Here is a 14,161-nt window from a genome sequence, read left to right on the forward strand (position 1 = left end):
CCAGTCACCATCCCCGCCCGCCGTCACCTCTCGTCGTCGAGCACATGGGCGATGGCGAGCGCGATGCGCTCGATCCAGTCGATGGCGTCGTTCACGGCGGCCTCGTCGATGGGGCGACGCTGCTTGAGATCGCCATCGCTCAGGTCGGCGTCGTGCGCGATCTTGTTGCGTCGCTGTGTGATCTCCAGATAGCGACTGCGAAGCGCCTTCTCGTTCAGCGAGGTTTGCCCCTGGAAGAACATCGTGTTGATCCACCCTGCGGACAGGTACCAGACCTTCTTGTCCGTCACGAGCTTGAGCACCTCGGAGATCTTTCCGGGGTGTTGGAGTGACTGGCCCGCAAGCTTGTCGCGCAGGTGATCGACGACAGCTTCGGGAAGGGTGACGTCACCTCGCTGCACCGCTTCGACCCTGTGCAACGGCAATTCATAGACCCTCAGCTGGTACGGCATCTCGGGGCTGTCCTTGGCCGCCAGCTCGGCGACCCGGCGCAGCACCTCCTCATGCAGCCAGTGGTCGATTGCGGCGACCGCCTGGACCCAGGCCGCCCGGTAGAAGTCGTCGATGTCGATCGTGGGCGACTTGAAAGGGGTCAGCATCCGGCCCGCTTCGACCATGCGCCGGGCCTACGACAGGTTCGTCATGAACGCCTCGAACTGACGCGTCTGCGGTCTGGGAACGGCCATGGGTGACCCCCGAGGAACTCTCCGTCACGATCTCTACGTGCACGATTCCCGAGCGGTACGGGGGTCAGTCAAGCGAGAAGGGGCTGCTCAGAGGAAGGTGGCCGATTCCGGTCCTTCGGTTTCCGGATCACGTTTCTCCGGATGCGGGAGCCACCGGGGCCGACGGGTGCAGGCCAAGACGGCTCCCGCAGGGCTCAGCCGTCTTCCGCCACGTCAGTGAAGATCTCTTCGGCCGATGGGGCGGTGGCAGCCCGGGTGAGCCAGCGGCGGAGGAGGTCTGGATCGTCGCAACCAGTGATGCGTTCGCGGATCTCGGCAGGGACCTCGATGCCGCGCGCCTCCAGGACGAGCAGGACGTCCTCGGCACGGCTCTCGACACGAGCTTCTGCGGAGAATTTTTCGCGAGCTTCTGCGAAGACTTTCTCGCGCACCTCGTTCCGGATCTCCTCGGCGAGGTACGACGTGTAGAAGGAGAGGTCCACGGCCACCAGGTTCCTCCAGAGTTCTGCGGCCCGGCAGTTACTGCCAAGCCCTTGTGCGGTGAATTCGATGATCGGGTCGGCGACGGCTTCGGGCACGCCCTGCAGAGCGGTGGACAGGGCCTTCAGTATCACATCGACCTCCGGATCCTTCGCGTGGGTGATGGCGGACAGCGTGGCCAGCGGCAGGTCGGCGCGGGCCGCGTCCGGGTCGGTGATCACCGGCATGTTGTGCGGACCCGCCACGAGGGGACGCAGCAAGAGCGCGGGCCACTGCCGGGGGCTGAGGGACACAGGCTGGGCGGCCCACTCGGCCGTCGCCCGGTCCTGGCAGACGACGAGCAACAAGACCGGAATCTTGTACTTGGCGTGCAGGAAGGACAAGTAATAGGCCCAGCTGGAAGGCTTGTCCGGATCCTTCTTGCCCTGCGACTCGACGGCCAGCAGGAACGAGCCGTCGCGGTCGGAGTCGAAGCGCAGCAGCGTGTCCACGCGGCGCTCGACAGGCCGGACCTCGGTGAGATCCGTCGGCAGAACCCTGACGGACGAGGGCGGGGCGAATTGGAGGTCAAGGGCTCGGGAGACGCCGGTGAACAGTCCCGGATACTCCTGGAAGATGCGATGCATTGCCTCGTGAGGCGGGCTGACCATGTGGGTCCTTGCTCTGGGGCTCGTCAGACGGGCGCAGGTGACAGGGCCTGGCAGTCGCGGCAGCGGCCGGGTTCGGGCCGCTGCCTCGATGCGGGTCGCGCACTCAGGGAAGCGAGCGGCGAGAGACTTGATGTCAACGCGGGCGCCCGGGCAGCGACTGGATGTGTACGGCCAGGCCGATGGCGAGGAGGGACAGCTCCTCGTGCTGGGCGAGGTGATTGCCGATCACCCTGAAGCGGGTGGTGTGACGGGTGTCGTCGTGGACCATCCGCCGGATCCGGAGCAGGGGCACCGCCGGTTCGGGTGTTTGTTGGCGGCAGGGCGGGACTGGGCGTGCGGGGGCACGCTAGGGTCCTGCGTATCCATCGGGAAGCTCTCTCTTCCTCGGTGGTCAGGCCCTCGCACTGGGATTGCCGTCCCGGCGGGGGCCGTCGCATGTCTGCGGTTGTTGCGCTGAGCGTAGGGCAGGCAACGGCTCCCGCATCCAGCCGAGTTGGTGATGTTCACTCGCGTGGGTGAGGGTCGGTATTCGGCGTTACGGGAATCCAACCCTCCTCGATTACAGGCCACTTGACGAGTGAAGCGTCATGCCGGGAGGCGATAGGGATCATGTCCGTCTCCACGCCGGCCCATGGCGCCACAGCCCTCTGCTCGGAGAGGATGTCGGCCATGCCGAAGACCACACAGTTGCGTACGTACACCGTCCGGGACGGCCTGCTCGACGAGTGGGTGGAGCGGTGGCGGGAGGAAATCGTGCCGTTGCGACTGGAGTTGGGGTTCGCGATCGGAGGGGCCTGGGTGGACCGGGAGAGCAACCAGTTCATCTGGCTGATCTCGTACGAGGGCCCGGAGACCTTCGCCGAGCGCAACGCGCTGTACTGGTCGTCGCCCGAGCGCAAGGCCATGGGCCTGAACCCGGACGACTACCTCGTCCACACCGACGACCGCACGGTCGAAGGTGTCTATTGATCACACGGTCACGCGGAGTCGAGCGGCAGCAAGTGCTGCCGCCGTTCCTCTTGGGTGAGCGTGCGGAAGACCCTTCCTCGGGCAGTCGCCTCCAGCCGGTCGTAATCCGGCTCCGCTCGCCACACGCGCGCCGTCCCGTCGGCCGATCCCGTGAGCAGCCGTGTGCCGTCCGGTGACCAGGCCACGGAGGTCACCTTGTCCTGGTGCACGCCGACGACGGCGATCTCCTCGAGGGTGGTGGCGGACCAGACCCGTATGGTGCGGTCGTCGGCGCCGGTGGCGATGTACCGGCCGTCGGGTGACCAGGCGACAGCGCGAAGCCGTCCCTCGTGCCCCTTCAGCACCTCGATGCGCCGTCCGGTGACGATGTCCCACACGGCGGCCGTCCAGTCGCCGGAAGCGGTGGCGATCCTCGTCTCATCCGGGGACCAAGCCGCGTCCTCCACGTAGTTGTCGTGGCCGCGCAGCACCGTGAACTGCCGCCCCTCCCCGATGTCCCACAGGCGGCACGTACGGTCGTCGGAGCAGCTGGCGAGCATGGTCCTGCAGGGTGACCAGGCCACGCGCCCCACCCAGTCCTGACCCTATGAGGGCCGGGCCCCCTTCCCTGCTCAGCCCGGCGATACCTATCGTCCGGGTATGTACGGGCTCAGGAAGGAGGCCCTCGATGTCTGTCTACGTCGGTATCGACGTGCACCGCAAGCGGTCACAGATCGCGGTGGTCGAGGACGACGGTGCGGTGCGGGCCAACCGCAACGTGCCCAACGGGGTCGAACCGGTCCTGTCGGTGATCGGGGATCTGCCGATCGGCGCCCCGGTCGCCTTCGAGGCCGCCTACGGCTGGGGCTGGCTGGTTCAGCTGCTGGAGGACTACGGCTTCGAGCCGCATCTGGTCCACCCGCTGCGCTGCAAGGCGATCGCCTCCGCGCGGCTGAAGAACGACAAGGTCGACGCGGCCACCCTGGCCCAGCTGCTGCGCGCCGATCTGCTGCCGGAGGCGTGGATCGCCCCGCTGGATGTGCGGCAGCAGCGCGCGTTGGTGCGGCACCGCTGCCAGCTGGTGCGGTTGCGCACCCTGCTGCGCAACCGGGTCCACGCCGTCCTGGCGGACTACGGCTGCGACCGTCCCGGCAGCTGTTTCACCGCTCCGGGCCGCATCTGGCTCGACAGCCTTGATCTGCCCGACGCCTCGCGCCGCGTGGTCGACGACCTCCTGGTCCTGATGGACGCCCTCAAGGAGCCGATCGACACGGTGGACCGGCAGCTGCTCGCCACCGCACGGGGCGACCCCCGCATCAAAGCGCTCACCCGGCTGCCGGGGGTGGGCGTACTCACCGCGCAGGTCATGGTCACCGAGATCGGTGACGTCACCCGCTTCCCCTCCGCCCGCAAGCTCGCCGCCTGGGCCGGACTGACCCCCACCGTCCGCGCCTCGGACCTGACCGTGCGGCACGGACACATCTCCAAGCAGGGCTCCAACTGGCTGCGATGGATCCTGTGCGAGGCCGCACAGAGCGCCAAGCGGTCCCCGCAGTTCGCCCCCGCCTACCAGCGCCTGGCCCGCCGCCGCGGCAAGAAGATCGCCACCACCGCGATCGCCCGAAAACTGCTCACCCACGCCTACCACCTGCTGCGCGCCGTCCCGGCCCGGCAGGACCACCGGGGGGCGCGATGACAGCAGCACACGACAACCGCCACAGGCGGTCGCAAACCCCGGGCGAGCTCGCAAAACACCATGAGACGGCCCTGTGGCCGCGCTCGATGACCTGACTGAGCAACCCGGATCCCCGCACCATGGTCATGGCGCCGGCCTGCGGCCGGACGCCGAATGGGTGTGTGTGAGACCACTCCGCCGACCAGCCGGTACCGGGGATGACAACGACCGTTTCTGCCAACATCCGTGACGCTTCCTCGGCCTCCATTCTCGGCCGCCGCTCGTCGGCGTCCAGCTCGTTCGTCCTCGCCCCGCTCGTCCCTCGCGGGGCTCCGGGCGCTCCAACTGGACCCCTCCCACGCGGCGGCCCCCCACAAAGACCGCGAGGAAGGTCCGCAAGGAAAAACGCCCCGGCATCCCACCGAAAAGCCGCAGGCGGGGGCCGTCTACGCCCCCTTGACAGGCCCGGCCCTCATGGGTGGTGTTCTGTCAGTTTCAGCAGCTCGGTCCCGTCCGACGCGGACAGGACACGCACGGCGCCGTCGTGGCCACCGGTGGCGATCCGGCCGCCGTTCGGGGACCAGGCGCACCCCTCGACGACCTCGCCGTGTCGTTCGAACAACGTGCCGCCGCGTCCGTCGCTGATCCGGAACAGGCCGTCGTTGGTGCTGATCGCGAGCCGTTCCCCCTGCGGCGCCCAGGCGACGGCCCAGACCCGGTCGTCCAACTCCATCACCGGTCCGGCCGGAAAGCCGGTGACCGCGTCCCACACCTGTACGGTGCCATCGTCCGAGGCCGTGGCGAACCGGCCGCCGTCGCCGGACCACGTGGCCTGATTCACCGGGCCGCGGTGTCCGTCAGCCAGTACGGCCTCGGCGCCACGCGGGCGCAGGTCCCACACCATGCCGGTGCCGTCGGTGGAGCTGGTGGCGAGCATGGTCCCGCAGGGTGACCAGGTGACGCCCCACACAGTGTCGGCGTGGCCACGCAGCACGGCCAGGATGCTCGCGTCCTCTGTGCTGACGATGCGCACGGTGCGGTCGGATGAGGCGCTGGCCAGCATCCGTCCGTCCGGGGACCAGGCGAGGTTCCACACGTAGTCGGTATGTCCTCGCAACAACAGGCGCAGGTCGCCGGTCCCGGCGTCCCAGATGCGGGCGGTATGGTCCCCGGAGCCGGTGGCAATGTGCCGTCCGTCCGGTGACCAGGCGATGCCCTCGACGAAGTCCGAGTGCCCGGTGAGTGTGGTGGCCGCTCTCCCGGTCGTCAGGTCCCACACGATCGCGGTCTGGTCGTGTGCGGCGGAGGCGAGACGGTTGCCGTCCGGAGACCAGGCCACACCCCACACGTCCTCGCCGTGCCCGTGCAGCTCGTGCACGAGCCGCCCGGTATCGGCCTCCCAGACCCGTACGATCCGGTCCTTGGAGCTCGCCGCGACATGCCGGCCGTCGGGAGACCAAGCCACCTGCCTGTTGAGGTCTCCGGCGCCGGTGAGCAGGCGGACTGGCTCCCCCGAGGCGGCATCCCAGATCCGTACGACACGGTCACGGCCGACGGTCGCCACCCTCGCGGAGTCCGGTGACCAGGCAACCGACTCGACCATGACACCGTCGCAGGGCAGCACCAGCAGTGTGCGTCCGGACCGCGCGTCGTGAACGCGAGCCGTCCCGTCCCTGGACGCCGTGGCCAGCATGCGCCCGTCGGGGGACCAGGCGATGTGCCGGACAGTGTCAGTGTGTCCGTCGAGCCGAGCGCGGAGGTGACTCGCCGCCAGCGCCGCCATCAGCCCCCGCCTGGCCGAGGGCGTGGGCGTGCACTCGCCGAGCGCGGCGAGTGAGAGCAGCAGGGAACGCTCTGGTTCACTCTCCGCGCTCAGGAGGACCTGACGGCCGATACTGTCGGAGACCCGGCTGAGGAAGGTCAGATCGCGGCGCTGCGAGCATTCGACGAGCGCGCGGGCAGGTGCGGACGCCTGCCCGGATTCTTCCAGTGCTTCGAGCCAGCGCCGGGCCGCCGTGAGGCGTTCCCCAGTGAGGAGATAGTCGTCGCTGCGTCCGGCCCGCTCCCAGTCGGCCGCCCACCGCTCCAGTTCGGCGCGCTCACGCAGTCGTTCGGCCCGCGCCTCGACCTCCTGCCGTAGCGGGGCCCATTGGCGGAACAGGGCCTCGTGCGTCACCTGCGCGTAAGGCTCACCGCTGTTCGTGGAGCCACCGCCGGTGACGTCGGTGCGCAGCAGCCGCGCCTCGACGAAGGCATCGACGACATGTCGGTCCCCTTCGTCGAGCTCCGACAACGGCACATGGCGGCGGGCCACCTCCTGGCCTTCGACGGTGACGAACCTGAGCAGGACGCGGAGGACGGAGTCGATGCCCACGCCTGAACCGAGCCCGGTCACGGTGTTGTCTGCCTGGCGCGCCAGCGCGCCGGAGACTCCGCCGAGCCGCCGGTACAGCTCCTCGGTGACCGTCCCGCCGGGACCGGAGGCGAAGTACAGCTCCTGGAGAAGGTAGGCGAGCAGCGGCAGCGCGTCGTCCGTGCCGGTCTCGCTCACGATGGAGTCGACGACCCCGGACTCGAAGCGGAGCCCGACGAGAGCCCCGGGGCGCTCCACGACTTCGACGAGCTGTGCTCTGCCCAATGTGCCGATGGCGACAGGGTGCTGGAAGAGATCCGCCTGCCCACTGCCGAGGAGCCTGCCGAGCAGATCCACCCGGAGGGTGACCAGTACGCGGACCGCCGGGTCCTGTTCCACGCAGGCACGCAGCGCTTCGAGGAACTGGGCACGTTCACGCTCCCCCGTCAGGGTGACGACCTCCTCGAACTGGTCGACCACGAGAAGCACCCGCCGGAACCGGCCACCGCGCAGTCGCGACAGCTCACCTCGTAGCGCGTCCGGCCCCTGGCGCAGCCTGCGCAGCACGGCGCTCGCCGGTTCCTGCCCGTCGGCGGCAGCCGTCAGTGCACCCGCGAGGGCGCCCAGCGGGTTGGCGCCGGGGGCGAAGGCCGGCACGACCGTCCAGCGGCGTTCCCGAAGCCGAGGCATCACCCCTGCCCTGACCAGCGAGGACTTTCCGCTCCCGGACGCCCCGACCAGCACCAGGAACCGCTCTGCAGGACGGGCCGCGGTGGCGTGCAGCCTACGCGTCAGTTCAGCGGCCTGCGCCTCCCGGCCGAAGTAGACGGCTGCCTCGTCCTCGTCGAATGCGTCGAGCCCCGGGTACGGCACCCGTTCACGCGGCCACTCGATCCGGGGCGGTGCGGGATTCTCCAGCCGATAGACGACGACCTGCCCGACCACAAGCGCCACGATCAGCACGCCGATGGCCGGAACGGAGAGTCGTCGAATCGCCTCCAGCGCCCAGGGAGCGTTGTCGGTGCTGGTCGCGTAGTTGGTGACGATCCCGAGTAAGCAGGCGAGCAGTGCCAGCATGATCTGGAGCCCGACCTGCACACGGTTCCTCATCGGACACCACGAATGACCGCGCCGCCACCCACCAGCACCGCTCAACCCCCGTTCCACCGCACCCGAAAGGCCGGCATCGCATCATCCGCCCATGACCATCTTCTGGGGCCTCCCAGGAGCGTTCAACGGTGCGTACCGCTTTCGGCCATGCGCAGGGGTGGACCAGGTCCAACAGAAACCTTCAGCGGCACTGGTTTCGTGGATCACGTCACGCGGTGTGGCGGCGCCTGCCTACCGTGAACGGTGACGACGCCGATGCGGTGCGTGACTGTCCGGACGTTGTCCGGTCGTGTCCGCGCTATCGAGAAGGGCCTTAGGGGTAGGGCGTCGGGCGGCACGGTCGTACGACGGAGGGGTGCGGGATGTCGGTGGAAGCGCACGCGGGGCGACTCAAGAATGAAGCGGACGAGCCTGGTTGGGAGGTGGACCCGGATGACGACTGGGGCGTGGCGGTCGTCGCTACCGTCGGGCGGCAGCTGAAGCTGCGGCGCGAGGCGAGGGGGATGCGGGCCGCCGAGTTCGGGGATGTGGTCGGGTACGGCGAGGACATGGTCTACAAGATCGAGAGCGGGAAGCGGATTCCCCGGCCCGAGTACCTGGACATGGCGGACGAGGTGTTGGAGGCGGGCGGGTTGCTCGCCGCGATGAAGGAGGACATGAAGAAGGTCCGGTACCCGAAGAAGGTTCGGGACCTGGCAAAGCTGGAGGCCCAGGCAGTCGAGCTGCAGCTCTACGACCCGTTGAACATCCACGGGTTGCTGCAGACCCCGGAGTACGCGCGAGCGCTGCTCCTGATGCGGCGCCCCGCGTACACCCAGGAAGAGGTAGAGAGGTTCATCACGGCACGAGTGGCCCGCAAGGCCGTCTTCGAGCGCGACCCGGCTCCCGAATTGAGCTTCGTCCTGGAGGAGTGGACGCTGAGGCGCCCACTGGGCGGGAAGGCGGTGCTGCGTTCTCAGCTTGAACACCTGCTGGAAGCAGGGCAGTTGCGCAGCGTTGAGCTTCAGGTGATGCCGATGGACCGCGAGGAGCACGCCGGTGTGGATGGCGGCATCGAGGTGCTGAAGTTCGCTGACGGCTCGGCGGTGGGGCGCTCATCAGTGGTGGCCGGCGGCCGACCGGTGTCCGAGCCGAGGCAGCTTCGTATCCTTGAACTGCGGTATGGCATCATCCGGGCTCAGGCTCTCACCCCGCGTGAGTCAGCAGCCTTCATCGAGCAACTGCTGGGGGAAACATGATCCGCAACACGTCGGCTTCCGACCTGGCGTGGTTCAAGAGCAGCTACAGCAGTGGCAGCGAGGGCGATAGCTGCGTCGAGATCGCCACCACCCCCGGCACCGTCCACATCCGCGACTCCAAGTACCGCGATGCTGGCCCCCGACTCGCCCTCATGCCGGAGGCCTGGGCCCACTTCCTGCCCTACGCGTCCGAAGGCTGACCGACCGGTTACTCGACCTCGCCCTCCGGTACGTCGACCTCGCCGCCCAGGAACCCGGGGCTCGCCGGCCGACAGGCCGCCACGAAGTCGTCGAGGTGGCGCGGGTCAGCGGGCGCTGCCTTGACAGGTCGGCCAGGGGCGGGCTCCGGTCGCTGACGGCCCGGAGCCCACGTGCAGGCGCCGGTCAGAACTTGATGCTGCTGATCATCCCGGCGATGTTGGTCGTCAGCTCGCTGATCGTGGGCGCGATCGTGGACGAGGCCAGATAGAACCCGAGCAGGACGCAGACGACCGCATGGCCCGCCTTCAGTCCAGACTTCCTGATCAGCAGGAAGACGATGATCGCCAGCAGCACCACCGCCGAAATCGAGAGTGCCACGGCGGCTCACCTCCAAGAACCCGGGATCGTCGGGGAAACAGTGCGAGGGAACGTGTAAATCCATACAGCAGCCAGCAGGTTCATACCCACGCAGCGCTAGTGATCATAACTATCCGTACGTGCGCATCGATCGGCGCACGGCCGCACAAGGGGGCGCATGGCCAATATGGTCGTGGCATGACGACCGAGCCTGTCTCCTTCCCCCGACGGCACGCCCGCACCCAGCGCTTCACGCTCGGCGCGCCGCGTTCGTTCACCGTGGCCCCCGACGGTTCCCGTGTCGCGTTCCTGCGCTCGGGGTCCGGTACGGACCGGGCCAACGCGCTGTGGGTCCTCGACCTCGCGGACGGCGCGGAACGCATGGCGGCCGACCCGCGCACGCTGCTGGGCGGGGCCGCGGAAGACCTCTCGCCCGAGGAGCGGGCGCGCCGTGAACGCAGCCGTGAGGGTGGCGCCGGCATCGTCGGCTACGCCACCGACACCGCCGTCGAGTTGGCGTCCTTCGCCTTGTCAGGGCGGCTTTTCACGGCGGAGCTACGGGCCGGCACCGCCCGTGAACTCCCCGTCCCCGGACCGGTGATCGACCCGCGCCCGGCCCCCGACGGCCGGCACATCGCGTACGTCGCCGGCGGCGCCCTGCGGGTCGTGGGCGCCGAGGGTGCGGGCGACCGGGCGCTCGCCGAGCCGGAGTCGGAGTCGGTTTCCTATGGATTGGCCGAGTTCATCGCGGCCGAGGAGATGCACCGTGACCGGGGCTTCTGGTGGGCGCCGGAGTCGGACCGGCTGCTTGTGGCGCGGGTGGACGACACGCCGGTGCAGCGGTGGTGGATCTCCGATCCGGCCCATCCGGAGCGTGACCCACGACACGTTCCCTATCCGGCGGCCGGCACCCGCAACGCGGACGTACAGCTGTTCGTGATCGGCCTGGACGGGGTGCGCACGGAGGTCGTCTGGGACCGGGCGCGCTACCCGTATCTGGCGCGAGTGCACTGGTCAGCGGCGGGTGCGCCACTGGTTCTGGTGCAGGCCCGTGACCAGCGCAGCCAGCTGTACCTGGCAGTGGATCCGGGCACGGGGGCGACCCGGATGGTGCACGCCGACGAAGATCCGATTTGGCTGGATCTTTTCCCCGGAGTGCCGTGCTGGACCCCCTCCGGGCAGCTGGTGCGGATCGCCGACGAGGGCGGCGCGCGGGTGCTCGCGGTGGGTGAACGTCCGCTGACCGGCCCGCAGTTGCATGTGCGTGCGGTGCTCGACGTGTCGGACGACGACGTACTGGTCTCGGCCTCGGCGGGCGAGGAAGCGGCCGAGCCGGAGATCGGCGAGGTGCACGTCTATCGCGTCAACGAACTCGGCCTGGAGCGAGTGTCGCAGGAGCCCGGCGTGCACTCCGCGGTGCGCGCCGGGGAGGTGACCGTCCTCGTGTCGGCGACGCTCGACCGGCCGGGGGCACGGGTGCAGGTGCTGCACGACGGAAAGCCGGCGGCGACCATCCCCTCGTACGCCGAGGATCCCGGTTTGTCCCCGCGCGTGACTCTCACCGAGGGGGGCGCACGGCGGATTCCGTGCGCCGTGCTTATGCCGCAGGACTACCCCGGTGACACTCCCCTGCCGGTCCTCCTGGACCCCTACGGCGGACCGCACGGCCAGCGGGTGGTCGCCGCGCACAACCCGTATCTCACCTCGCAGTGGTTCGCCGACCAGGGGTTCGCGGTCGTCGTCGCCGACGGACGGGGCACCCCGGGCCGCTCACCCGCCTGGGAGAAGGCGGTCCGGGACGACCTGGCGGCGGTGGTCCTCCAGGACCAGGTGGACGCGCTCCAGGCCCTCGCCGCCGACTTCCCGCTCGACCTCGGCCGGGTCGCGATCCGCGGCTGGTCCTTCGGCGGCTATCTGGCCGGGCTCGCGGTGCTGCGCCGGCCGGACGTCTTCCACGCCGGGATCGTGGGCGCGCCGGTCACGGATCTGCGGCTCTACGACACCCACTACCAGGAGCGCTACCTCGGCCACCCGGACGAGCAGCCGGACGTCTACCGGCGCAACTCGCTGGTCGACGACGCGGGGCTGGTGGACGCCGGGGAGCCGGCCCGGCCGATGATGATCGTCCACGGTTTCGCCGACGACAACGTGGTCGTGGCCCACTCGCTGCGACTGTCCACCGCCCTTCTGGCCGCCGGTCGCCCCCACGAGGTCCTGCCGCTCTCCGGCGTCACGCACATGACCCCGCAGGAGACGGTCGCGGAGAACCTGCTGCTGCTCCAGCTGGACTTCCTGAAGAGGTCGCTGGGGCTGGCGTAGGCACGGCAACGGGCCGGGATGACATGGCGCACCCCGGCCCGTTTACGGCACCCGCACGGCCGTACGCTCCACAGACTGACGCGTCCGTATATCGGAATCAGGTCAGTGGAGTTGCCTCCGTGTTACCGCGTCTCCTCCGGCGGCACCACCTGCTTCTCCTCCGCGAAGTGGCAAGCGGAGTCGTGGGCCGCAGGACCGCCCGTCGGCCTGAACTCCGCGGGCACCGCGAGCGCCGGCACCTCCAGGGTGCAGCGCTCCTGCGCCTTCCAGCAGCGGGTGCGGAAGCGGCAGCCGGAGGGGATGTTCGTCGGGGAGGGTACGTCGCCGAAGAGGATGATGCGCTCGCGGTGTTCACGGGCCTCCGGGTCGGGCACGGGGACCGCGGAGAGCAGCGCCTGGGTGTAGGGGTGCGTGGGGTGGTCGTAGATCTCGGCGTCCCTGCCGGTCTCCACGATCCTGCCGAGGTACATGACGCCGACCCGGTCCGAGATGTGCCGGACGATCGACAGGTCGTGCGCGATGAAGATGTACGAGAGGTCGAACTCGTTCTGCAGGCGCTCCATCAGGTTGATGACCTGGGCCTGGACGGACACGTCCAGCGCGGAGACCGGTTCGTCGGCGACGATGATCTCCGGGCGCAGCGCCAAGCCCCGTGCGAGGCCGATGCGTTGACGCTGACCGCCGGAGAACTGATGCGGATAGCGGTTGATGTACTCGGGGTTGAGGCCCACGACGTCCAGCAGTTCCTGGACGCGTCTGCGCCGGTCGCCCTTGGGGGCCACCTCGGGGTGGATCTCGTACGGCTCCCCGATGATGTCGCCCACCGTCATACGGGGGTTGAGGGAGGTGTACGGGTCCTGGAACACCATCTGGATGTTGCGCCGTACGGCCTTCAGGGCCTTGCCGGACAGCTGGGTGATGTCCTCGCCCCTGTACCTGATCACTCCGGCCGTCGGCTTCTCCAGGCTGACCAGCATCCTGGCGACCGTGGACTTGCCGCAGCCGGACTCGCCGACGATGCCGAGGGTTTCGCCGCGGTCGAGGGTGAGGTCGACGCCGTCGACGGCCTTCACCGAGCCGACCTGCTTCTTGAAGAGGACGCCCCGCGTCAGCGGGTAGTGCTTGACGAGCCCGCTGACCTCCAGAATCGGCTCAGCCATGCAGGCACTCCCTCCAGAAGTGACAGGCGCTCCTCCGGGCCCCGTCCGATGGGGTCACCTCGTACAGCGGGGGTACGTCGGTGCGGCACACGTCCTGGGCCATCGGGCAGCGCGGGTGGAACGCGCAGCCCGGCGGGATGTTCATGAGGTTGGGCGGCAGCCCCTTGATGGCGTAGAGTTCCTGGCCCTTGTGGTGCAGACGCGGGATGGAGTCGAGCAGGCCCCTGGTGTAGGGGTGGGCCGGCGCCTTGTAGATGTCGTGCACCGGCGCCGACTCCACGATCCGGCCCGCGTACATCACCGCGATCCGGTCGGCGACGTCGGCGACCACGCCGAGGTCGTGGGTGATGAGGATCAGCCCCATGTTCAGTTCGCGCCGAAGCTCCGCCAGCAGGTCCATGACCTGGGCCTGCACGGTGACGTCGAGGGCGGTGGTGGGCTCGTCGGCGATGATCAGGGCCGGTTCGAGGGCGAGGGCCATCGCGATCATGATGCGTTGGCGCATACCGCCGGAGAACTGGTGCGGGTACTGCTTCACCCGTTCCTTGGCGCCCGGGATGCGGACGCGGTCCATCAGCTCCACGGCCCTGGCCCGCGCGTCCTTCTTCGACATGCCCCGGTGGACCACGAACATCTCGCCGAGCTGGTCGCCCACGGACAGCACGGGGTTGAGTGCAGACAGCGCGTCCTGGAAGATCATCGCCATCTCGGCGCCGCGGATCTTCCGCCGCTCGTCCTCCTTGAGCTTCAGCAGGTCCCGCCCCTGGAAGAGGACCTCCCCGCCGGTGATCCGGCCCGGCGGCATGTCGAGGATGCCCATGACGGCCTGGGCGGTGACGGACTTGCCGGACCCGGACTCGCCGAGCACGGCGAGGGTCTCGCCGGCGTCCACGCTGTAGGTGACACCGTTGACGGCCTTGGCGATCCCGTCCCGGGTCCGGAACTCCACCTGCAGATCGCGTACTTCGAGCAGCATGCCGGCAC

The 14,161-nt window shown here is 69.1% G+C and carries 12 protein-coding genes and 1 pseudogene; 5 read left to right on the top strand and 8 right to left on the bottom strand.

All coding sequences use genetic code 11. The annotated features are described in order from the left end of the window. Positions 1 to 23: 23 nt before the first annotated feature. The 3 genes and pseudogenes from ACKTSN_RS16775 to ACKTSN_RS16785 form a co-directional block, all read right to left on the bottom strand. Entirely contained in the window at positions 24 to 617 is a 594-nt protein-coding gene (locus tag ACKTSN_RS16775; RefSeq protein ID WP_409469872.1) for a hypothetical protein, read from the bottom strand. Between the two features lie 263 nt (positions 618 to 880). Continuing rightward, entirely contained in the window at positions 881 to 1,816 is a 936-nt protein-coding gene (locus tag ACKTSN_RS16780) for a hypothetical protein (protein WP_409474847.1), read from the bottom strand. Positions 1,817 to 1,888: 72 nt separating this feature from the next. Then, positions 1,889 to 2,182, bottom strand: a pseudogene (locus ACKTSN_RS16785) (helix-turn-helix domain-containing protein); the annotation flags it as partial. 303 nt (positions 2,183 to 2,485) lie between these two features. Between ACKTSN_RS16785 and ACKTSN_RS16790 the strand changes: the two are divergent. Further along, positions 2,486 to 2,785: an NIPSNAP family protein gene (locus tag ACKTSN_RS16790; protein WP_409469873.1), complete on the top strand. Its 300-nt coding sequence runs from the start codon at positions 2,486 to 2,488 to the stop codon at positions 2,783 to 2,785. An 8-nt stretch (positions 2,786 to 2,793) separates the two neighbouring features. Here ACKTSN_RS16790 and ACKTSN_RS16795 read toward each other — a convergent pair whose 3' ends face one another. After that, on the bottom strand, positions 2,794 to 3,357 hold the full coding sequence (locus ACKTSN_RS16795; RefSeq protein WP_409469874.1) for a WD40 repeat domain-containing protein: 564 nt from the start codon (positions 3,355 to 3,357) through the stop codon (positions 2,794 to 2,796). A gap of 95 nt (positions 3,358 to 3,452) precedes the next feature. Here ACKTSN_RS16795 and ACKTSN_RS16800 point away from each other — a divergent pair, with 95 nt between their 5' ends. Further along, entirely contained in the window at positions 3,453 to 4,460 is a 1,008-nt protein-coding gene (locus tag ACKTSN_RS16800) for an IS110 family transposase (RefSeq protein WP_409467772.1), read from the top strand. Positions 4,461 to 4,911: 451 nt separating this feature from the next. Here ACKTSN_RS16800 and ACKTSN_RS16805 read toward each other — a convergent pair whose 3' ends face one another. Beyond that, entirely contained in the window at positions 4,912 to 7,902 is a 2,991-nt protein-coding gene (locus tag ACKTSN_RS16805) for an AAA family ATPase (RefSeq protein WP_409469875.1), read from the bottom strand. Positions 7,903 to 8,264: 362 nt separating this feature from the next. Here ACKTSN_RS16805 and ACKTSN_RS16810 point away from each other — a divergent pair, with 362 nt between their 5' ends. Together ACKTSN_RS16810 and ACKTSN_RS16815 are read left to right on the top strand one after the other, a co-directional pair. Then, entirely contained in the window at positions 8,265 to 9,140 is an 876-nt protein-coding gene (locus ACKTSN_RS16810) for a helix-turn-helix domain-containing protein (protein WP_409469876.1), read from the top strand. Beyond that, positions 9,137 to 9,340, top strand: a complete 204-nt coding sequence (locus ACKTSN_RS16815; RefSeq protein ID WP_224734224.1) for a DUF397 domain-containing protein — start codon at positions 9,137 to 9,139, stop codon at positions 9,338 to 9,340. The genes ACKTSN_RS16810 and ACKTSN_RS16815 overlap by 4 nt, the downstream gene beginning before the upstream one ends. Before the next feature lie 184 nt (positions 9,341 to 9,524). On the opposite strand, the gene ACKTSN_RS16820 is transcribed toward ACKTSN_RS16815, so the two are convergent. Continuing rightward, a complete protein-coding gene (locus tag ACKTSN_RS16820; RefSeq protein WP_385264876.1) occupies positions 9,525 to 9,719 on the bottom strand; it encodes a hypothetical protein in 195 nt (64 codons plus the stop codon). A gap of 177 nt (positions 9,720 to 9,896) precedes the next feature. Here ACKTSN_RS16820 and ACKTSN_RS16825 point away from each other — a divergent pair, with 177 nt between their 5' ends. Further along, positions 9,897 to 12,017, top strand: a complete 2,121-nt coding sequence (locus ACKTSN_RS16825) for a S9 family peptidase (protein ID WP_409469877.1) — start codon at positions 9,897 to 9,899, stop codon at positions 12,015 to 12,017. Positions 12,018 to 12,139: 122 nt separating this feature from the next. On the opposite strand, the gene ACKTSN_RS16830 is transcribed toward ACKTSN_RS16825, so the two are convergent. Next, on the bottom strand, positions 12,140 to 13,177 hold the full coding sequence (locus tag ACKTSN_RS16830; protein ID WP_409469878.1) for an ABC transporter ATP-binding protein: 1,038 nt from the start codon (positions 13,175 to 13,177) through the stop codon (positions 12,140 to 12,142). Then, on the bottom strand, positions 13,170 to 14,153 hold the full coding sequence (locus ACKTSN_RS16835; RefSeq protein ID WP_409469879.1) for an ABC transporter ATP-binding protein: 984 nt from the start codon (positions 14,151 to 14,153) through the stop codon (positions 13,170 to 13,172). Before ACKTSN_RS16835 ends, ACKTSN_RS16830 begins: the two co-directional genes overlap by 8 nt. Between the last annotated feature and the right edge of the window lie 8 nt (positions 14,154 to 14,161).

It is taken from the genome of Streptomyces flavusporus, from assembly GCF_046267975.1.
GTDB classification, from domain to species: Bacteria; Actinomycetota; Actinomycetes; order Streptomycetales; family Streptomycetaceae; genus Streptomyces; species Streptomyces flavusporus.